General features: G+C 74.1%; 17 protein-coding genes and 1 riboswitch. Of the genes, 9 read left to right on the forward strand and 8 right to left on the reverse strand.

The window, feature by feature from the left end; all coding sequences use genetic code 11:
• Nucleotides 1-79: 79 nt before the first annotated feature.
• Nucleotides 80-2,464 carry a DUF3488 and transglutaminase-like domain-containing protein gene (locus tag AB0950_RS15850; RefSeq protein ID WP_366778718.1) on the forward strand — a complete coding sequence of 795 codons (2,385 nt, stop codon included), beginning with the start codon at nucleotides 80-82 and terminating at the stop codon, nucleotides 2,462-2,464.
• Nucleotides 2,465-2,571: 107 nt separating this feature from the next.
• On the opposite strand, the gene AB0950_RS15855 is transcribed toward AB0950_RS15850, so the two are convergent.
• The 3 genes from AB0950_RS15855 to AB0950_RS15865 all read right to left on the reverse strand — a co-directional run bounded on the left by AB0950_RS15855 (nucleotide 2,572) and on the right by AB0950_RS15865 (nucleotide 4,748).
• Nucleotides 2,572-2,955, reverse strand: a complete 384-nt coding sequence (locus AB0950_RS15855; RefSeq protein ID WP_360150021.1) for a DUF3040 domain-containing protein — start codon at nucleotides 2,953-2,955, stop codon at nucleotides 2,572-2,574.
• A gap of 277 nt (nucleotides 2,956-3,232) precedes the next feature.
• A complete protein-coding gene (locus AB0950_RS15860) occupies nucleotides 3,233-4,060 on the reverse strand; it encodes a methyltransferase (protein WP_360150018.1) in 828 nt (275 codons plus the stop codon).
• A gap of 124 nt (nucleotides 4,061-4,184) precedes the next feature.
• Complete coding sequence (locus tag AB0950_RS15865) at nucleotides 4,185-4,748, reverse strand: SAV_6107 family HEPN domain-containing protein (RefSeq protein WP_360150015.1); 564 nt, start codon at nucleotides 4,746-4,748, stop codon at nucleotides 4,185-4,187.
• Nucleotides 4,749-4,925: 177 nt separating this feature from the next.
• Between AB0950_RS15865 and AB0950_RS15870 the strand changes: the two genes are divergently transcribed.
• The 4 genes from AB0950_RS15870 to AB0950_RS15885 all read left to right on the forward strand — a co-directional run bounded on the left by AB0950_RS15870 (nucleotide 4,926) and on the right by AB0950_RS15885 (nucleotide 10,455).
• The gene (locus tag AB0950_RS15870; RefSeq protein ID WP_366778719.1) at nucleotides 4,926-5,750 is read left to right on the forward strand and encodes an ATP-binding cassette domain-containing protein; all 825 of its coding nucleotides are present in this window, start codon (nucleotides 4,926-4,928) and stop codon (nucleotides 5,748-5,750) included.
• Nucleotides 5,737-7,821 carry a YhgE/Pip domain-containing protein gene (locus tag AB0950_RS15875; protein ID WP_366778720.1) on the forward strand — a complete coding sequence of 695 codons (2,085 nt, stop codon included), beginning with the start codon at nucleotides 5,737-5,739 and terminating at the stop codon, nucleotides 7,819-7,821. The genes AB0950_RS15870 and AB0950_RS15875 overlap by 14 nt, the downstream gene beginning before the upstream one ends.
• A 56-nt stretch (nucleotides 7,822-7,877) precedes the next feature.
• On the forward strand, nucleotides 7,878-8,507 hold the full coding sequence (locus AB0950_RS15880; protein WP_360150006.1) for a TetR/AcrR family transcriptional regulator: 630 nt from the start codon (nucleotides 7,878-7,880) through the stop codon (nucleotides 8,505-8,507).
• 439 nt (nucleotides 8,508-8,946) lie between these two features.
• Nucleotides 8,947-10,455 (forward strand): NAD(P)/FAD-dependent oxidoreductase, encoded by a 1,509-nt coding sequence (locus AB0950_RS15885; RefSeq protein ID WP_366778721.1) that lies wholly within the window; start codon nucleotides 8,947-8,949, stop codon nucleotides 10,453-10,455.
• Between the two features lie 34 nt (nucleotides 10,456-10,489).
• Here the strand turns inward: AB0950_RS15885 and AB0950_RS15890 are convergent, their stop codons facing one another.
• The 5 genes from AB0950_RS15890 to AB0950_RS15910 form a co-directional block, all read right to left on the reverse strand.
• On the reverse strand, nucleotides 10,490-11,422 hold the full coding sequence (locus AB0950_RS15890) for a hypothetical protein (RefSeq protein ID WP_360150000.1): 933 nt from the start codon (nucleotides 11,420-11,422) through the stop codon (nucleotides 10,490-10,492).
• 56 nt (nucleotides 11,423-11,478) lie between these two features.
• Nucleotides 11,479-12,402, reverse strand: a complete 924-nt coding sequence (metF, locus tag AB0950_RS15895) for a methylenetetrahydrofolate reductase [NAD(P)H] (protein WP_360149997.1) — start codon at nucleotides 12,400-12,402, stop codon at nucleotides 11,479-11,481.
• A gap of 130 nt (nucleotides 12,403-12,532) precedes the next feature.
• On the reverse strand, nucleotides 12,533-13,180 hold the full coding sequence (thiE, locus tag AB0950_RS15900) for a thiamine phosphate synthase (RefSeq protein ID WP_366778722.1): 648 nt from the start codon (nucleotides 13,178-13,180) through the stop codon (nucleotides 12,533-12,535).
• A 93-nt stretch (nucleotides 13,181-13,273) separates the two neighbouring features.
• Entirely contained in the window at nucleotides 13,274-13,639 is a 366-nt protein-coding gene (locus AB0950_RS15905; protein ID WP_360149991.1) for an Rv2175c family DNA-binding protein, read from the reverse strand.
• 145 nt (nucleotides 13,640-13,784) lie between these two features.
• Entirely contained in the window at nucleotides 13,785-15,017 is a 1,233-nt protein-coding gene (locus AB0950_RS15910) for an FAD-dependent oxidoreductase (RefSeq protein WP_366778723.1), read from the reverse strand.
• A gap of 182 nt (nucleotides 15,018-15,199) precedes the next feature.
• A riboswitch (TPP riboswitch) is annotated at nucleotides 15,200-15,311 on the forward strand.
• Here AB0950_RS15910 and thiO point away from each other — a divergent pair.
• The 4 genes from thiO (at nucleotide 15,309) to pknB (ending at nucleotide 19,480) form a co-directional block, all read left to right on the forward strand.
• Nucleotides 15,309-16,472, forward strand: coding sequence for a glycine oxidase ThiO (gene thiO, locus AB0950_RS15915; protein ID WP_360571471.1), 1,164 nt, complete (start codon nucleotides 15,309-15,311; stop codon nucleotides 16,470-16,472). It overlaps the preceding riboswitch by 3 nt.
• A 2-nt stretch (nucleotides 16,473-16,474) precedes the next feature.
• On the forward strand, nucleotides 16,475-16,675 hold the full coding sequence (gene thiS / locus AB0950_RS15920; protein WP_366778744.1) for a sulfur carrier protein ThiS: 201 nt from the start codon (nucleotides 16,475-16,477) through the stop codon (nucleotides 16,673-16,675).
• 3 nt (nucleotides 16,676-16,678) lie between these two features.
• Nucleotides 16,679-17,473 (forward strand): thiazole synthase, encoded by a 795-nt coding sequence (locus AB0950_RS15925; RefSeq protein ID WP_366778725.1) that lies wholly within the window; start codon nucleotides 16,679-16,681, stop codon nucleotides 17,471-17,473.
• Between the two features lie 90 nt (nucleotides 17,474-17,563).
• Nucleotides 17,564-19,480 (forward strand): Stk1 family PASTA domain-containing Ser/Thr kinase, encoded by a 1,917-nt coding sequence (gene pknB, locus AB0950_RS15930; protein WP_366778726.1) that lies wholly within the window; start codon nucleotides 17,564-17,566, stop codon nucleotides 19,478-19,480.
• Nucleotides 19,481-19,505 lie beyond the last annotated feature (25 nt).

A 19,505-nucleotide genomic window follows, 5' to 3' on the forward strand; every position in this document is an offset into this window, starting at 1 on the left:
GCGGCGCGCTGAACGCGCTGTGGCAGCAGGCCGACCGGGAGCGCTCAGGCCTGGCCACGATAAGCGCGGAGGCGACGCGATGAGCGGGCGGGCACGACTGGCCCTGTGCGCGGCGGCGGCCACACTGATGGCGTCCTGCGCGCTGCTGCCCCTGGTGGCCGCGCCGACGTGGCTGCTGCAGCTCGTCCCGCTGCTCGCGGTGCAGACCGGGGTGGGCGCGGCGGCCCGCCGGGTGCCGCTGGGCCGGACCATGACGGTGCTGGCGCAGGCGCTGGTCACGCTGGTGCTGCTGACCCTGGTCTTCGCGCGGGAGCACGCGGTCATCGGGCTGCTGCCGGGCCCGGACGCCTTCCGGCACTTCGGCGACCTGCTCCAGCAGGGCTCGAACGACGTCAGCGAGTACGCGATACCGGCGCCGCTGACCGACGGCATCAAGCTGATGCTGATCGGCGGGGTGCTGCTGATCGGTCTGCTGGTGGACACGCTCGCGGTGACCTTCCGCAGCGCGGCCCCGGCCGGGCTGCCGCTGCTCGCGCTGTACTCGGTGGCCGCCGGGCTGTCCGGCGGCGGGGCGGACTGGCTGTGGTTCCTGGTGGCGGCGGCCGGTTATCTGATGCTGCTGCTCGCGGAGGGCCGGGACCGGCTGGCGCAGTGGGGCCGGGTCTTCGGCGGCGCGCCCCGCTCCGCGGGGACCACGGAGAGCAGCGCGGTGGCCCCGGTGCGCGCCGGACGCCGGATCGGCGCGCTCGCGCTCGGCGCGGCCCTGGTGGTGCCGCTCGCCCTGCCCGCGATGCAGGGAGGCCTGCTGGACGCCGCCGGCACGGGCGTGGGAGCGGGCGACGGCAACGGCGGCACGATCTCCGCGGTCAACCCCCTGGTGTCCCTGCGCGACAGCCTGAACACGAACACCGACCGCCAGGTGCTGTCCCTGAGGACCAGCTCGACCGACATCTCGGACCTGTATCTGCGGATAGTGTCCCTGGACGACTTCGACGGCACCACGTGGAAGCCGGCCCAGCGGCACATCGTCGGCGTACCGGACCGGTTTCCCACCCCCATCGGCCTCGCCGGGGACGTCAAGCGGGCCACGGAGACGACGACGGTCTCGGCGTCGGACTGGTACGCCCAGGACTGGCTGCCGATGCCGTACCCGCCGAGCAGGGTGAGGATCGGCGGCCGCTGGCGTTACGAGCCGGTCGGGATGACGCTCGTCGGCGACCACGGCCAGACCACGCGCGGCGAGACCTACCAGGTGACCAGCCTGGACGTGCGGCCGACCGCGGCGCAACTGGCCACGGCGCCCGAGCCGCCCTCCGCCCTGGAGCGGGAGTACACGAAGGTGCCGTCCTCGGTGCCGAAGGTGGTGGCCAGGACCGCCCGGCAGATCACGGCGGGCGCCCGGAGCCACTACGAGGAGGCGGTCAAGCTCCAGGACTACTTCGCGGTCTCGGGCGGCTTCCAGTACGACACCCAGGTGGAGGTCGGCCGCGGTCCGAACGCCATCGCGACCTTCCTGAAGAAGAAGGAGGGCTTCTGCGTCCACTTCTCCTTCGCCATGGCGGCGATGGCCCGCACCCTCGGCATCCCGGCCCGGGTCGCGGTGGGCTTCGCGCCCGGCACCCCGCAGGCCGACGGCACGGTCACGGTGAGCCAGAAGGACGCGCACGCCTGGCCCGAGCTGTACTTCGAAGGCGTGGGCTGGACCCGCTTCGAGCCGACCCCGACCCGGGGCACCATGCCGTCGTACACCCAGTCGGACACGCCCGGCACCTCGCTGCCCAACCCGGACCTGCCGTCGCACGAGGCGTCCGCGGCGCCCTCGGCGTCGGCCTCGCAGGGCCAGAGCTGCGCGCCCGACCTGGCCAGGGTGCAGGGCTGCGACACCGCGTCCGCGGCGGCGGCCCCGCACAGCGGCGGCGGTGGCGCGGGCCCGTGGTGGTATCTGCTGATCGGTCTGGCCGCGCTGGTGGTCCTGGCGGTTCCGCTGGCGCCGATGCTGTGGCGGCTGCGGGTGCGTGCGGTGCGGCTCGGCGGGCACGCCCGGACCGAGGAGGGCGCGGTCGCGCACACCCTGGCGGCCTGGCAGGAGTTGACGGACAGCGCCTGGGACCACGGCATCGCGCCCGACGAGTCCCTGACCCCGCGCCGGGCGGCCGCCCGGATCGCCGGGCGGGGCCGGCTGGATCCGGCGGCCGGTGCCGCGGTGCACCGGCTCGCGGACGCGGTGGAGCAGGCGCTGTACGCGCCCCGGCCGCGTCCGGCGGCGGGTGCGGCCGAGGACGTGCGCCGGGTGATCGCGGGACTGCGCGGCACGGTGAGCGCGGGCGCGCGGCTGCGGGCGCTGCTCCTGCCCCGCTCGTCGGTACGGGTGCTGTGGGCGGCGTCGGCCCGCTGGTCGGCGCTCAGGGCCCGGCTCGCGGGGGCCCGGCCCGGCCTGCGCCGGCCGTCGCAGCAGCGGGGCTGAGACAACGGGTGAGGGGCGGCCACCGCTGGTGGCCGCCCCTCACCCGTTGTCTGTGTCTGTCGACGTCATCGTCCGGTCGCTTCCTCGAAGCCGCCGGACGGCTGCTGCTACTGCCCCTGTCCGTCCCGGCGGCGCTGCCAGCGCTCCTCGATGCGGTCCATCATGGAGCGCTTCGGCCGCACCGGGCGTCGGACGGCGCCCGCCGGCTGTTCGCCCGGCTTGGGCGCCTTGCGCCAGCCGGTGACCGCGAGTACGGCACAGCCCAGCATGACGAGGAAACCCACCACGCTGACCCAGATCAGCTGTGCGACCATTCCGGCCATGAGGAGCGCGATACCCACGAGGAAGCCCGCGACCGCCTGGTAGACCCGCCGCCGGGTGTACGTCCGCAGCCCGTTTCCCTCAAGCGCCGACGCGAACTTGGGATCTTCGGCGTACAGCGCTCGCTCCATTTGCTCGAGCATGCGCTGCTCGTGCTCCGAGAGCGGCACGGAGTCCTCCTCATCGTGCAGTCGCCGGGGCGACCCGGGGGGTCCCTTCAGGATAGGCAGGGAATCGCCCCCGTGAAACCCGCCCCTCTACGCCAATTGGCCAACCGGAGTCCGTCATGGCTGTCGCGGCTCGCTGAGGCTTGCATTCCCCGGCGGCCGACCCGTCATGCCGGGCGGCTTACCTCGATCATACGGCGCAAACCCCACGATCGGGGGGCTTGTGGCGTACTCCATCCGCCGACGAGCCCCTGATCAGCGGCGGGTCACGGCGGTGCGCTCAGCCCTCGGCGGCACCCGGCGTCTGGCCGAGCACGTGCAGCTGGGTGGCGACGGAGTGGAAGGCGGGTAGCTCGGCCGCCGCGGACTCCAGCTTGAGGAGTGCGTCGAGGGCGCCGGGCTCGGTGTCCACGAGGACTCCGGGCACCAGGTCGGCGAAGACCCGCACGCCGTGCACGGCGCCGACCCTGAGGCCCGCGCCCTCGACGAGCGCGGTGAGCTGCTCGGCGGTGAACCGGCGCGGCATCGGGTCCCCGGAGCCCCAGCGGCCCTCGGGGTCCTGCAGCGCCTGCCGGGCCTCCGTGAAGTGACCGGCGAGGGCGCGGGCCAGCACCGCGCCGCCGAGGCCCGCGGCGAGCAGGCTGAGGACGCCTTCGGAGCGCAGCGCGGCAACCGCGTTGCGGACGCCCTCGGCCGGGTCGTCCACGTACTCCAGGACGCCATGGCACAGCACGGCGTCGTAGCCCCCGCGCTCGACCACGTCGAACAGGCCGTGCGCATCTCCCTGGACGCCCTTGACCCGGTCGGCGACGCCGGCCTCGGCGGCCCGGCGCTCCAGCGCGAACAGCGCGTTGGGGCTGGGGTCGACGACGGTGACGCGGTGGCCGAGCCGGGCGAGGGGCACGGCGAAGTTGCCGCTGCCGCCTCCGGTGTCGAGGACGTCCAGCGCCTCGCGTCCCGTGGCCTTGACCCGGCGGTCGAGGGCGTCCTGGAGGACCTCCCAGACGACGGCGGTGCGCAGGGAGGCGCGGGAGCGGGGGGTGTCGGAGCGCGGCGACGCCGGGTGCGGGTGCTGGTGGGAGGCGGGCGGGCGCATCGGGTCCGACACGGCGGTTGACTCCTCGGCAGGGCTGGACGGCTTCAGGCGACTCCACCCTATTGCCTCCGCCGCTTCGCCGGTCACCGCAGGCGGGCCGGACTCGGCGCGTCTCGCACGCCGGGACCCGCGGTGGTCAGCCCGCGTCCGGAAGGTCATCGCGCGCTCTCGGGCCGCCCGGTTCTCCCGGGTCCTGGCGGGGCTGGGGCAGGACCGGCTGGAGGACGAGCATCCGCTCGACGATGCGCAGGAACATCGCCACGTCGCGTATCAGGTCGTCGGCGTCCCGGCGGCTGGCCGCGCCCTGGATGCCGGCCTCGGCGCGGGCGCGGCGGGCGGCGCCGGAGGCGAACAGCGCGCTCCACTCGGTCAGTTCGGGGGCGATCTCGGGCAGCACCTCCCAGGCGCTGCGGATGCGGGCGCGGCGCCGGGGCGAGGTCTCGGGGCGGCCGCGGGCGGCGAGCACGGCGGCGGCGGTGCGCAGGGCGGCGAGGTGGGCCGTCGCATAGCGCTCGTTCGGCGTTTCCAGGACGGCGGCCTCGTCCAGTCCGGCGCGGGCCTGGGCGAGCAGGTCGAGAGCGGCGGGCGGGGCCGTGGCCCGGCGGAGCACGGGGTGCACATCGCTCGCCGGGCCGGTCAGTGAGGGGGCAGGGCCGGTGGCGCGGCGCCGGCGGGCGGCGGCTGCGGACGGGTTGGCCATGACGAACCTCCTGTCGTCTGGGTGACGGCATGGGTGCCGTATGTGCCCATCGTGAGGTATGGCACTGACAATCCGTTCTGACCTGCGGCTTTGCATCGATCGTGGGTTCGGGCTTATTTTTGCACTGACCAGTCAGTGCAAAAATGGCTTCACCGGCACGAAGGGACAGGGGGGCTTGTGGACGGCGCGGACGGCGTGGACGTCAGGGCAGAGGGCCTGGGGCTCAAGGGGCCGCGGGGGTGGGCCTTCCGGGGCGTCGCCGTCGACGCGGAACCCGGCTCGCTCATCGCGATCGAGGGGCCGTCCGGCTCCGGCCGGACCTGTCTGCTGCTCACGCTCACCGGACGGATGAAGCCCACCGAGGGGACGGCCGCCGTGGGGGGGTTCCGGCTGCCCCGGCACATGGCCAGGCTGCGCCGGGTCAGCGCGGTGGCCAACGTGGCCGGGGTGACCGATCTCGAGCCCGCGCTGACCGTCGGCGAGCATCTGCGGGAGCGGGCCCTGCTGCAGAGCCGCTTCGGCGACTCCGTTCGCGAGCTGCTGCGCCCCCGCACCCAGCGCGTGCACGAGGCCCGGCTGCGCGTCGACGCGGCCCTCGCCGCCGCCGGGCTCGACCTCGAAACTCTGCCCAAGGGCTCCCGGACGGCCGTACGCGACCTGGAACGACCCCAGGAGCTGCGCCTGTCCATCGCCCTGGCGCTGCTCGGCCGGCCCGGACTGCTCGCCGTCGACGACATCGACACCAAGCTCTCCGACACCGAGCGCGCCGAACTCTGGGCGCTGCTGCGCTCGCTCACGCGCGCGGGCACGACGGTGGCGGCCGTCTGCCGCACCGCCCCCGACGACTGCGTGGTCGTACGGACCGGGGCGGAGGACACCACGGCGACGGGCGGTAAGGCCGGCACGGACACCGGCGCGAAGAGCAGCGAGCAGAGCCACGCGAACAGCAGCACGCAGGCCCGGAACAGCGATCCGAAGGAGGACGTCGATGCGCACGCCTAGGCTGGCCGCACTCGAGTTGAGGCGGTTCGGGCGCGGGCGGCTGCCGCGCGCGGCGCTGGTCGCGCTGCTCGTGCTGCCGCTGCTCTACGGCGCCCTGTACCTGTGGTCGTTCTGGGACCCGTACGGCCGCCTGGACCGCATCCCGGTGGCCCTGGTGAACGACGACAAGGGCGCCACGGCCGGCGGGAAGCGGATCACCGCCGGTGACGACATCGTGGCCGGGCTGCGCGACAGCCGGACCTTCGCGTGGCACGAGGTGAGCGACGAGGAGGCCCGTGACGGCGTCGAGGACGGCACGTACTACCTGTCGCTGACCATGCCCGCCGACTTCAGCCGGCGCATCGCCTCCAGTTCCGGCGACTCCCCGGAGACCGGCGCGCTCCAGGTGCGCACCAACGACGCGAACAACTACATCGTCGGCCAGATCTCCCGGACCGTCTTCAACGAGGTCCGTTCGGCCGCCTCCGCCAAGACCTCCCGCACCTTCCTGGACAAGATCTTCGTCTCGTTCTCCGACATCCACGACCAGACCGTCACCGCGGCCAAGGGCGCCGACCGGCTGAACACCGGCATCGGGAAGGCGGAGAAGGGATCGAAGGACCTCGCCGACGGGCTGAAGGACGCCAAGAGCGGCAGCGACAAGCTGGCCAAGGGCCTGAAGAAGCTGAACACCGGCGCCGGCGACCTCCAGGACGGGTCCCGGCAGGTCGCCGACGGCACCCAGGCGCTCGCCGACAAGGTCGACGGCGTCTACGGCAAGGCCGGTCCCTACCTGAAGGACAACGAGAAGACGATCGGGGACACCGCCCGCCTGGTCGCCGACTCGGCCAAGACCGTCAAGGACAACCTGGACGTCATGGTGAAGCTCGCCCCGGGCGCCGCGAAAACCGCCCACGCGTCCTCGGACGTGCTGGACGAGGTCTACCGGACGCGCTGCGAGAAGGCCGCGGTCCCGGACCCGGCCTGCCCCGACCTGAAGCGGGCCAGGACGGCCGCCGCCGACGTGGCGGCCGTGGCCGACGACCTCAACACGCTGATCGCCGACCAGGACGGCGACCTGAAGACGATGCGGGACAACCTCGGCACCCTCCAGCAGCAGGCCAAGGCCCTCCAAGCGCGGTCACCGCACCTGTACGAGGACGTCAGCGACGCGGTTGCGAAGATCGACAAGCTGAACTCCGGTGCGCAGAAGGTCGCCGCGGGCGCCAAGAAGCTGCACACCGGGCTCGGCACCGCACAGACCGGCGCGGCCACGCTGGACAAGGGCATCGGCACGGCCGCGTCGGGCGCCCGGACCCTGAACGGCGGCCTCTACAAGCTGTCCGACGGCTCCGGAAAGCTCGCCGGCGGGCTCCACGACGGCGCCGGGAAGATCCCGGACTACGACAAGAAGGACCGCGACCGGCGCACCGGCGTGATGTCCGACCCGGTCCAGCTGGCCTCCCACGACCTGCACAAGGCGCCGAACTACGGCACCGGTTTCGCCCCGTACTTCATCCCGCTGTCCCTGTGGGTGGGCGCGATGGTGGCCTACATGCTGATCCCGCCGCTCAACCGGCGTGCTCTGGCGGCCGGTTCGCCGGCCTGGCGGATCGCGCTCGCGGGCTGGCTGCCGGTGGCCGCGGTCGGCGTGCTCCAGGTGGGCGCGCTGATGGCCGTGCTGCACTGGGCGATCGGCCTGCAGATGCTGCGCGCGGCCGGCACGATCGGCTTCCTGTTCCTGGTCGCGGCGTGCTTCGCGGCGATCGTGCAGTGGCTCAACGCCCGCTTCGGCGCGGCGGGCCGGATCCTGGTGCTGGCACTGCTGATGCTCCAGCTGACCTCGGCGGGCGGCACCTATCCCGTGCAGACCAGTCCGGGCTTCTTCAACGCCATCCACCCGTTCCTGCCGATGAGCTACATCGTGGCGGCGCTGCGCCGGCTGATCACGGGCGGCGGGCTCGGCCCGGTCTGGCAGGCGTGCGGGGTGCTGGCCGCCTTCACCGCGGCCGCGCTCGCGCTGACCGCCGTCGCGGCCCGGCGCCGCCAGGTCTGGACGCCGGACCGGCTGCACCCGGAGCTGAGTCTGTGACGTCCGTGATCCCCGCGCTGTCACCGCACGCGCGCGTACCTGTGAGAATCGGGGCCATGGAACGCAGCAGCACCAGGTCCGGCGGCAGCACCCGCCGCGAGGCCACCCGGCAGAAGCTCTACGAGGCGGCCGTGACACTCATCGCCGAGCAGGGCTTCTCCGCGACCACCGTGGACGAGATCGCCGAGCGGGCCGGGGTCGCGAAGGGCACGGTCTACTACAACTTCGCGAGCAAGTCGGTCCTCTTCGAGGAGCTGCTGCGGCACGGCGTCGGTCTGCTCACGGCATCTTTGAAGGAGGCGGCGGAGCGGACCGCGCGGGCGGGCGGCAGCCGGGTGGACGCGCTGGACGCGATGGTCCGCGCGGGCCTGGTCTTCATCGACCGCTATCCGGCCTTCACGCAGCTGTACGTGGCCGAGCTGTGGCGCACCAACCGGGCCTGGCAGTCCACGTTGATGGTGGTCCGGCAGGAGGCCGTCGCGGTGGTCGAGCAGGTGCTGCGCGAGGGCGTGGCGGCCGGCGAGTTCAGCGAGGAGATCGACATCCAGCTGACGGCGGCGGCGCTGGTCGGCATGGTGCTGGTGGCCGCGCTGGACTGGAAGTCCTTCCAGCCGGAGCGCTCCCTGGACGACGTCCACGCGGCCCTGTCCAGGCTGCTGCAGGGGCGCGTGAGCGGGAAGGGCTGAGCGGGCCCGCACCCCGGGGGGCTGCGGGGGACATGAGGAAGGCGCCGGTCCGCGTGCGGACCGGCGCCTTCCCGACTCCCCCGTACTCCCCCGTTCTCCCCCGTACGGTCTTCCCCCTGTGCTCCCCCGTGGGCGGTCGTCCCCCGGGTCCCCCGGTCTCGCTTCCGCCGACGGATCGGCGGAAGGAGCGGCCGGGTGGCGGGCGCCGTTCCGCCGCCCCGTGTCGGCGGTGCCGGGCCGCGCCCCCTTGCCGTGTCTCCACTGTCCCGTTCACACAGGTCGCGGCCCATCCGCGCACGTACTCATCTCGCGGCCTAGGTACGGATACTCAGCCGTACGCGCGCGTGCCCACGTACGCGGCCAACGGCCCGGTGCGGGGCGCGTCCGCGCCGGCCTCCCGCGGGCCGGATTGTCAGTGGCGGTCGGTAAAGTCGCAGGCATGGCACGGATTGCGGTGATCGGCGCCGGGATGGGCGCGATGGCGGCCGCCGCCCGGCTGGCCGTCGCGGGCCACCGGGTGGCGGTGTACGAGCGCACGGACACGTACGGCGGTGCGGTGCGCCGCTTCGAGCGGGACGGGTTCGGCTTCGACACCGGCCCGGGGCTGCTGACGCTGCCCGCCGTGTACCGCGATCTGTTCGTCAAGACCGGCAAGGAGCCGCTGGAGGACTGCGTCGAGCTGGTCCAGGTCGATCCGTCGGCCCGGCATGTGTTCGCGGACGGCACCGAGGTGTCGCTGCCGAACGCCTCGCGCGCGGGTGTGGTCGCGGCCCTGGACGAGGCGCTGGGCGCGGGCGCGGGCGAGCGCTGGGGCGACTTCCTGGTGCGGGCCCGGGAGGCCTGGGACCGCACCCGCAGACCGCTGCTGGAGGAGCCGCTGTGGCCCGACTGGCAGGTGCTGGCGGAGAAGGAGCCGTATCCGGCCGTCCCGCACAAGCGGCTGCTGCGCACGCGGCGGGCGGGCACGCTGTCCGAGATCGGCGCCTGGGAGCTGCGCGACGAGCGCCTGGCCGCGCTGCTGCACAGTGCCGCGCTCGGCCACGGCCTGGATCCGCGGACCACCCCGGCGAGCGCGGCCGTGCTGCCCTACATGGAGCACGCCTTCGGCACCTGGTATGTGCGCGGCGGCGTCCGGGAGTTGGCGCGCGCGGTGTACGAGCGGTGCGTGCGGCGGCGGGTGGAGTTCGTCTTCGGCGCGGAGGTCGCCCGGATCCTGGAGAAGGACGGCCGGGCGGCGGGCGTGGAGTTGACGGACGGCACCGTGGCCGAGGCGGACTTCGTGGTGGCCGGTGTGGCTCCGGACGCCCTCGGCCGGTTCGTGCCGGGCACGGCCCTGCGCGGCGGGGGCGAGGTCCCGCCGCAGCCCGGGAGGACGAGCCGGCTCACGGTGCTGCTGGCGCTGCGCGGCGGCCGGCCGGGCGGCACGGCCCACCGGACCGTGGTGCACGCGCAGGATCAGCAGGCCGAGTGGGAGCTGGTGTTCGGCGGCTCGGGCGAGGCGGTCGCGCGCCCGACCGTCACCGTGCTGCGCCCGGACGACCCGGCACTGGTGCCGGACGCCGCCCATGAGGCGGTCGTCCTGTCCTCGGTGATCCCCGCCGGCCCGCCGCAGGGGGCCCGGGAGGTGCTCGACCGCCACGCGGAGAACATGATCGAGGCGGCCGGGCGGGCCGTGCCCGGGGTGCGGGACCGCATCCTCTGGACGGAGGTGCTCACCCCCGCCGCCGTCGAGGAGGCCACGGGCGCGGTGGGCGGCGCGATACCGGCCCCGGCGCTCGCGGCGGGCGCCGGACGCCTGCTGCATCCGGGCAACGCCACCACTCTGACCGGCCTCTTCACCGTCGGCGGCTGGTCGCACCCGGGTGGCGGCCTGCCGCACGCGGGCATGTCGGGCGCGCTGGTGGCGGGGCTGATCGTGGAGGGCCCGGGGTTCCGCGGCTCGCAGTGAGCAGGGCGCCGGGCCCGGGGAAGCGCTGCGCGCCTCAGAAGCGGTACTGCTCGTCGTAGCCGGCACCGGGCTGCGGCTGCTCGGCGTAGCCCTGGTCCTGGCCCTGGTAGGGATACGGCTGCTCCTGCGGGAGTTCGCCGCCGTAGGTCTCGTCGGTGCGCTGCTGGGGCACCCAGACCCCGCCGGCCGGGGTCTCGCCGTAGCCGCCGCCGTACGGCTCCTGGGTGTAGCCCTGCTGGGCGTACTGCTGCGCGTAGCCGGTGTCGTACGCGGCGCCGTCGTAGGACTGGCTGCCGATGTACGGGTCGGAGTAGTTGGCGTACGCCTGCTGGCCCCCGGCGTCGTAGCCGTAGCCCTGCTGGGCGTAGCCGGAGTAGTCGTAGGCGTAACTCTGCTGGTCGGTGCCCTGGGACTGGGTGGCGCCCGCGTAGGCGGTGTCGCCGTAGACGCCGTAGGAGCCGGTGTCGTCGGGCAGGGGCTGCGGTTCGTAGACGGCGGTGGTCTCGGCGGCGGTGGGCTCGGCGCCGCGGGACGCCGGGGTGAAGACGTCGTCGCGGTCGTAGCCCTCGTCGTAGCCGCCGGGGTCCTGGTGGTAGCGGCCCTCGGCGTCCCGGTCGTCCTCCGGGCCTGCGGGCTCGGCGCCGTCGAGGTCCGGGTCGTGCCGGTCGGCCTTGCCGCGGCGGCGCTTGCTGCCGCCCTCGCTGTCCGTGTCGGGGCGCTTGACGGCCCAGCCGGCGGCGAAGCCGCGGCGGAACGACAGCGTGACGTAGGTCTGGCCGACCGCGAAGGCGATCGCGCCCAGCCCGATGACGACGACGGACGGCATCAGCACACCCAGCACGACGCCGAGGAAGCCGGCGAAGGCGAGCAGCCGCCAGCGCAGTCGCGCCTTGTACTGCAGCAGCACCTCGCCCAGCAACCACAGTGCGACGATGCCGAACGCGATGTAGAGGACCGTCCAGCCCATGTACGCCCCTCTCCCAGTGACCGCTACGCAGTGTGTCGTATCGCGGTGCGGCCGGTCTAGGCCTGCGGGGGGTGGTGCAGGCCCAGGTTCTCGTAGATTTCCAGGGTCGCCGTGGAGTTGTTGAGCGTGATGAAGTGCAGTCCGGGCACTCCCTCGGCGAGCAGCCGTGCGCAGAACTCCGTGGCGAAGTCGATACCGATGGAGCGTACCGCCGCCGGATCGTCCTTGGCTGTGAGGATCCGCTCCTTCAGGGCGTCCGGGAAGCGGGCGTTGCTGAGCTTCGGCAACCGTTCCAGCATCTTCACGCTGGTGACGGGCAGGACCTCGGGGATCACCGGGGTGTCACAGCCCGCGGCCTCCACGCGGTCGCGCAGGCGGAGATACGACTCCGGCTGGAAGAACATCTGTGTGATGGCGTAGTCGGCGCCCGCACGGCACTTGTCCACGAAGTGGGCGACGTCGGCGTCCCAGTCCATGGAGCGGGGGTGCATCTCCGGGAAGGCGGCGACGCCCACGCAGAAGTCGCCCGACTCCTTGATGAGCCGGACGAGTTCGGCCGCGTAGGTCAGACCCTGCGGGTGCGGGACCCATTCGCCCATGGGATCGCCGGGCGGGTCGCCGCGCACGGCGAGCATGTTGCGGATCCCGGCGTCCGCATACTGGCCGATGATGTTCCGCAGTTCGGCGATGGAGTGGTCGACCGCGGTGAGGTGGGCGACCGGGGTGAGCGTGGTGTCGGCGACGATCTGCTCGGTCTCCTTGACGGTGCCGGCGCGGGTGGAGCCGCCGGCGCCGTAGGTCACGGAGACGAAGTCGGGCGCAACCGCCTCGACCCGCCGGAGCGCGCTCCACAGGTTCCGCTCGCCCTTGGGGGTCTTCGGCGCCGAGAACTCGAAGGAGTACGTCGTCTTGCCGCTGGCGAGGATGTCGCGCACGGTGCGTGCGCGATCAGTCCTGGTGGAGGGGGTTCCGAGGGCCATACGGGCAGGTTAGCCAGGGGCGGGCGGTCCCCCAACCGGAGGACGGGGATTTGCCCGAATTGCCGAGTTGCTGTCCATCCCTTGGACAAAACCCCGGACAACGGTGCCGCTGGACCTGCCGCAGCCGCTGCTAGAACTGCCGGAGCCGCTTCGCGAACTCGGCCGCGGCCGCTCCCGGGTCGTCGGCCTCGGTGATCGCACGGACCACGACCACCCGGCGGCCGCCCGCGTCCAGCACCTCGTCGAGGTTGGTCAGGTCGATCCCGCCGATCGCGAACCAGGGGCGGTCGGTGGCCAGACCGGCCGTGTACCGGACCAGGCCGAGGCCGGGCGCGTGCCGGCCGGGCTTGGTGGGGGTGGGCCAGCAGGGGCCGGTGCAGAAGTAGTCCACGCCCTCCTGCGCGGCGGCCGCCGCGGCCTCGGGCTCGGCGTGCGTGGAGCGGCCGATCAGCACCTCGTCGCCGAGGATGGCGCGGGCGGCCGGGACCGGCAGGTCGCCCTGGCCGAGGTGCAGGACGTCGGCGCGGGCCGCGTGGGCGACGTCCGCGCGGTCGTTCACCGCGAGCAGCTTGCCGTGCCGGGCGCAGGCGTCCGCGAAGACCTCCAGGTGCGTCAGCTCCTCGGCGGCCTCCGTGCCCTTGTCGCGCAGCTGCACGATGTCGACGCCGCCGGCCAGGACCGCGTCCAGGAACTCGGGGAGGTCGCCCTGGCGGGTGCGCGCGTCCGTGCACAGGTACAGACGGGCGTCGGCGAGCGCGGCGCGCGCGGTGTCGGACATACGTGGGTCCCCCTGATCGGTGTCCCTGGCTGGTGTCACGGGTGGCGTACGGGCGCTGCGGCCCGCACGCCACCCCTTGTGGTGCGGGTCGGCTCAGACGGCGAGCGCCTGGGCGCGGCGCTTCACCTCCGTGCCGCGATTCTCGCTCAGGGCCTGCGCGGGGGTGCCGGGCAGGGTGTCGTCGGGGGTGAAGAGCCACTCGATCATCTCTTCGACCGTGAAGCCGTCGTCCCGCAGGAGCGTCAGGGTGCCGGACAGGCCCTTGACGACCTTGTCCCCGTCGATGAAGGCGGCGGGGACGTGCAGCGCCCGGTTCTCACCGCGGCGGACGGCGATGAGCTGGCCCTCCTTGACCAGCTGCCGCACGCGCGTCACCTCCACGCCGAGCCTTTCGGCGATGTCGGGGAGGGTGAGCCAGGCGGGGACGAGAGCATCGATCTTTGCGTCAATCTCGGTCACGGCACCAGGGTAGGCGCTCCGCCGGTTCGGTCGCGATGCGTCATGCCGGGTTGTGTCGCCGGGCGGGCCGGGCGTGGCGGCGGCCGGTCGCTCCCCCGCGGCGGCACGGCGGAACAACCCCGCGCCCCTTTCGGGGCAGCGCCGGTCACTCGGCCTTCGCGTCCTTCAGCGGCTTGCCGGGGTCGGCCAGGGCCGCCGCGTCCATGCGGGCGCCCGCCTCGATCAGTCTCCGCCCCTGGGCGAGATCACGCGGTCGGCCCACGGCCAGCAGGGCCACCAGGCGGTCCTCGCACAGCCAGCACACCGTCCAGGCCGGGCCCGCCGGGTCGCCGCGCCAGATCAGCCGGTCGGCGGCGGGGTGGTGGCCGGCGTACTGGACGAAGCGGCCGAACTGCTCGGACCAGAAGTACGGCACCGGGTCGTAGGCCGCCGGGGTCTCGCCGAGGATGTTCGCGGCGACCGTGCGCGGGCCCTGCAGGGCGTTGTCCCAGTGGTGGACCATCAGCCGTTCGCCGTAGCGGCCGGAGGGGAAGGAGGCGCAGTCGCCGACGGCGTACACATCGGGCACGGACGTGCACAGCCGGGCGTCGGCGAGGACGTCCCCGTGCGGGCCCAGTTCGACGCCGGAGCCGGCCAGCCAGGCGGTGGCGGGGCGGGCGCCGATGCCGACGACGACGGCGTCCGCGGGCAGCCGGGTGCCGTCGGCGAGGAGCACCGCGCCGGGCTCGACGCGCTCCACGCGCGCGTGCGTGCGCAGTTCGGCGCCCGCGTCGGCGTACCAGGCGGCCATGGGGGCGGCGACCTCGGCGGGCAGAGCGCCGGCGAGCGGCCGGCCGGCGGCCTCCACGACGGTCACCGCGCACCCGGCCTCCCGGGCGGCCGTGGCGAACTCGGCGCCGATCCAGCCGGCCCCGACCACCACGATCTCGTGCTGCCGGGCCAGCACCGGCCGCAGCCGTTCGGCGTCGTCCAGGGTGCGCAGCAGATGCACGCCGGGCACGCCCTCGGTGCCCGGCAGGGTGACCGGCTCGGCGCCGGTGGCGAGGACGAGGACGTCGTACGGCACCGGGCCCTGCTCGGTGTCCAGCTCCCGCTCGGCGGGGCGCAGGCCCAGCACCTCGCAGCCGAGCCGCAGCTCGACCCCGAGGGAGTCGAAGTCCACGTCGAAGGCCGAGTCCTCGGCCTTGCCGAGCAGCACGGCCTTGGACAGCGGCGGCCGGTCGTACGGCTGGTGCGGTTCGGCGCCGATCACGGTGATCACGCCCCTGAAGCCCTGCTCCCGCAGCGCGACCGCGGTCTGCACGCCGGCCATGCCCGCGCCGGCGACGACCACGCGCCGCCCCTGTGACGTGCCCTCTTGTGCTGTCTGTTCGCCCACCCGATCACCATAGACACGTGACGGAGCGTCAGTCAGCGGCCATGCCCGGTGACCTGCTCCACACCGCAGGTACCGGTGGGAGAACGCCCGGCGGCTCACCCTCCCGGGTGCCGACCGGACGGCCGCGCACGGCCGGGGCGCTCTTACGGGCGGTGCGGGCGGCGGGCTAGGGTGGCCCCCGTACACGCACTCGCGGGAGCCCGGACGCACCGGGCTGAGAGGGAGGCTGGCGGCCTCCGACCGTACGAACCTGATCCGGGTCATGCCGGCGAAGGGAGGGGCTGGACGCCCATGTCGTCACGTACGTCCGACGTCCTCGTCATCGGGGGCGGGATCATCGGCCTGGTCACGGCCTGGCGCGCGGCGCAGCGCGGGCTGGCCACGGCCGTGGTGGACCCCGAGCCCGGCGGCGGGGCCGCGCGGGTCGCGGCCGGGATGCTGGCCGCCGTCACCGAACTGCACTACGGCGAGGAGACGCTGCTCGCCCTGAACCTGGAGTCGGCCCGCCGCTACCCGCGCTTCGCGGCCGAGCTGACCGAGCTGACCGGCCACGACCTCGGCTACCGCCGCTGCGGCACCCTCGCGGTCGCGCTCGACGCCGACGACCGCGCCCACCTGCGCGAACTGCACGCGCTGCAGCAGCGCTCGGGGCTGGACGCGCAGTGGCTGTCCGGGCGGGAGTGCCGGCGCCTGGAGCCGATGCTGGCGCCCGGGGTGCGCGGCGGGCTGCGGGTCGACGGCGACCACCAGATCGACCCGCGACGGCTCGCGGCGGCTTTGGTGGCCGCGTGCGAGCGGACGGGCGTCGTCTTCCACCGCGCGTGGGCCGAGCGGCTGGACGTCACGGGCGACCGGGCGGCCGGGGTGACCACCGCCGACGGCACCGCGCTGCGCGCCGGGCAGGTGGTGCTCGCCGCCGGGAGCCTGAGCGGGCGGCTCGCGGGCGTGCCGGAGGCGCTGCTGCCGCCGGTGCGCCCGGTGAAGGGGCAGGTGCTGCGGCTCACCGTGCCGCGCCGGTACGCGCCCTTCCTCAGCCGTACCGTCCGCGCCGTGGTCCGCGGCAGCCAGGTGTACCTGGTGCCCCGGGAGAACGGCGAGCTGGTCGTCGGCGCCACCAGCGAGGAGCTGGGCTGGGACACGACCGTCACCGCGGGCGGGGTGTACGAGCTGCTGCGCGACGCCCACGAGCTGGTGCCGGGCATCACCGAGCTGCCGCTCACCGAGACCCGGGCCGGGCTGCGCCCCGGCTCCCCCGACAACGCGCCGCTGCTCGGCCCGTCCGGGCTGGACGGGCTGCTGCTGGCCACCGGGCACTACCGCAACGGGGTGCTGCTCACGCCGGTCACCGGGGATGTGATGGCACAGCTGCTGGCCGACGGCGAGCTGCCGGAAGAAGCCCGCCCGTTCACGCCGCGGCGCTTCGGCGCCCCCGTCCTCGTGGAGCAGCCCGCATGAGCATCTCGATCTCCGTCAACGGAGAGCGCCGGGAGATCGCTCCGGGCACCGCTCTCGAAGCCGTCGTACGGTCGCTGGTTCCGTCGCCGTCCGGGGTGGCCGCCGCCGTCAACGAGACCGTCGTCCCGCGCGCGCGGTGGGCCGCCACGGCGCTCGCCGAGGGCGACCGGATCGAAGTCCTCACCGCCGTCCAGGGAGGCTGAGCCATGGCCGACGATCCCTTGGTCCTCGGGGGTAGGCCCCTGTCGTCGCGGCTGATCATGGGCACGGGCGGGGCGCCCAGCCTGGACGTGCTGGAGCGGGCGCTGGCCGCCTCCGGCACGGAGCTGACGACGGTCGCGATGCGGCGGGTGGACCCCTCCGTGCACGGCTCGGTGCTGTCGGTGCTCGAGAAGCTGGGCATCGGGGTGCTGCCGAACACGGCGGGCTGCTTCACCGCGGGCGAGGCGGTGCTGACCGCGCGGCTGGCGCGGGAGGCGCTGGGCACGGATCTGATCAAGCTGGAGGTCATCGCCGACGAGCGGACGCTGCTGCCGGATCCGGTGGAGCTGCTGGAGGCGGCGGAGACGCTGGTCGACGACGGGTTCACAGTGCTGCCGTACACCAATGACGATCCCGTGCTGGCGCGGAGACTCGAGGACGTGGGGTGTGCCGCCGTCATGCCGCTGGGCTCGCCGATCGGGTCCGGGCTGGGCATCCGCAACCCGCACAACTTCCAGCTGATCGTCGAGCACGCGCGCGTGCCGGTGATCCTGGACGCGGGGGCCGGGACGGCGTCCGATGTGGCGTTCGCCATGGAGCTGGGGTGCGCCGGGGTGATGCTCGCCTCGGCGGTGACCCGGGCGCAGGAGCCGGAGACGATGGCCGCCGCGATGCGGCATGCCGTGGAAGGAGGCCGGCTGGCCCGGCTGGCCGGGCGGATCCCGCGCAGGCACTTCGCCCAGGCCTCCTCCCCCGCCGAGGGACGCGCCCGCCTGGATCCCGAGCGCCCGGCCTTCTGATCGCGGGGCCGTCACAGCTGTGCTGCATTCCGTCACCGGCGTCAGCGCACCGTGCGGCGCTGTCGGTCGCTCCTCGTAGACTCCCCTCTCGTGGATACGACCCTTCAGGACCCCCTCGTCGGCCAGGTGCTCGACGGCCGCTATCGCGTCGACGCGCGGATCGCGGTCGGCGGGATGGCCACGGTCTACCGGGCCCTGGACACCCGTCTGGACCGCGTGCTCGCGCTGAAGGTGATGCACCCGGCGCTCGCCGCGGACGGCTCGTTCGTGGAGCGGTTCATCCGGGAGGCGAAGTCGGTGGCCCGGCTGGCGCACCCGAACGTGGTGCAGGTCTTCGACCAGGGCACCGACGGGTCGTATGTGTACCTGGCGATGGAGTACGTCGCCGGGTGCACCCTGCGGGACGTGCTGCGCGAGCGGGGGGCGCTGCAGCCCCGCGCGGCGCTCGACATCCTCGAACCCGTCCTCGCCGCGCTCGGGGCGGCGCACCGGGCCGGGTTCGTGCACCGGGACATGAAGCCGGAGAACGTGCTGATAGGCGACGACGGCCGGGTCAAGGTCGCCGACTTCGGGCTCGTGCGGTCCGTGGACACCCAGACCAGCACGACCGGCGCCGTCCTCGGGACCGTGTCGTATCTCGCGCCCGAGCAGATCGAGCAGGGCAGCGCCGACGCGCGCGTCGACGTGTACGCGTGCGGTGTCGTGCTGTACGAGATGCTGACCGGCGCCAAGCCGCACGCGGGGGACTCCCCCGCGCAGGTGCTCTACAAGCACATCCACGAGGACGTGCCGCCGCCCTCGGCGCTGGTGCCCGGGCTGCCGTACGACCTGGACGAGCTGGTCGCGTCGGCGACCGCGCGCAGCCCGGAGATCCGGCCGCAGGACGCGGTGGCGCTGCTCGCCCGGACCCGCGAGGCGCGCCGGGGCCTGAGCGACGAGCAGCTGGACGCGATGCCGCCGCAGGCGGTCACGGCGGAACACGACAACGCCGGCGACCGTACGAGCGTGATCCCGCGCTCGCTGACGGTGCCCAGGCCGCTGCCGGTCGGCGACGAGGAGCCGGACGCGGACGGCGTGCGGCACACCAGCCGGCTGCAGGCGCCCCCGGTGCCGCCGCACAGGTCCAGGCGGCTGGTGCTGACGATCGTCGCCGCCCTGCTGGTGGTGCTCGGCGCCGGCGCCGGGGTCTGGTACATCAACTCCGGCCAGTTCACCAAGGTCCCGCCGCTGCTGGCCAAGACCGAGGCGCAGGCCCGCGCCCGGCTGGAGTCGTCCGGTCTGGAGGTCGGGCAGGTCAAGCGGGAGTACAACGACACCGTGGCCCGGGGCACGGTCGTCGGCACCGACCCGGCGCCCGGCGCCCGCATCCGTGACCACGACGCGGTGACGCTGACCATCTCGCTGGGCCCGGAGACGGTGAACGTGCCGGACGTCGAGGGCCGCACGCTGGCCGAGGCGCGGGCGCGGCTGAAGGCGGACGGCCTGGAGCCGGGCATGGTCACCCGGGAGTTCAGCGAGGACGTGCCCCGGGGCTCCGTGATCGCCACGACCCCGCAGGCCGGCACCAAGCGGCACGCCGGCTCGGCGATCGCGCTGACCGTCAGCAAGGGCAGCCCGGTCGACGTGCCGGACGTCACCGGCGACGACCTGGCCGACGCCCGGCAGGAGCTGACGGACGCCGGGCTGAAGGTGCGGGTCGCGCCCGGGCAGGTCAACTCGTCGTACGACAAGGGCAAGGTGGCCCGGCAGAGCCCGGGCGACGGCGGCCAGGCCGCCCAGGGCGACACGGTGACGCTGACGCTGTCCAAGGGCCCGGTGATGGTCGAGGTGCCGGACGTGACCGGCGACAGCGTCGACGACGCCCACAAGGCGCTGGAGGGCGCCGGCTTCAAGGTGGACGAGGACCGCGGGCTGCTCGGGCTGTTCGGCGACACCGTGAAGAAGCAGTCGGTGCGGGCCGGCGACAAGGCTCCCAAGGGCTCCACCATCACGATCACCATCCGCTGACCAGGGCGCCCGCGGGCTGCCCGGC

Source organism: Streptomyces sp. NPDC007189 (assembly GCF_040703635.1).
Taxonomy (GTDB): domain Bacteria; phylum Actinomycetota; class Actinomycetes; order Streptomycetales; family Streptomycetaceae; genus Streptomyces.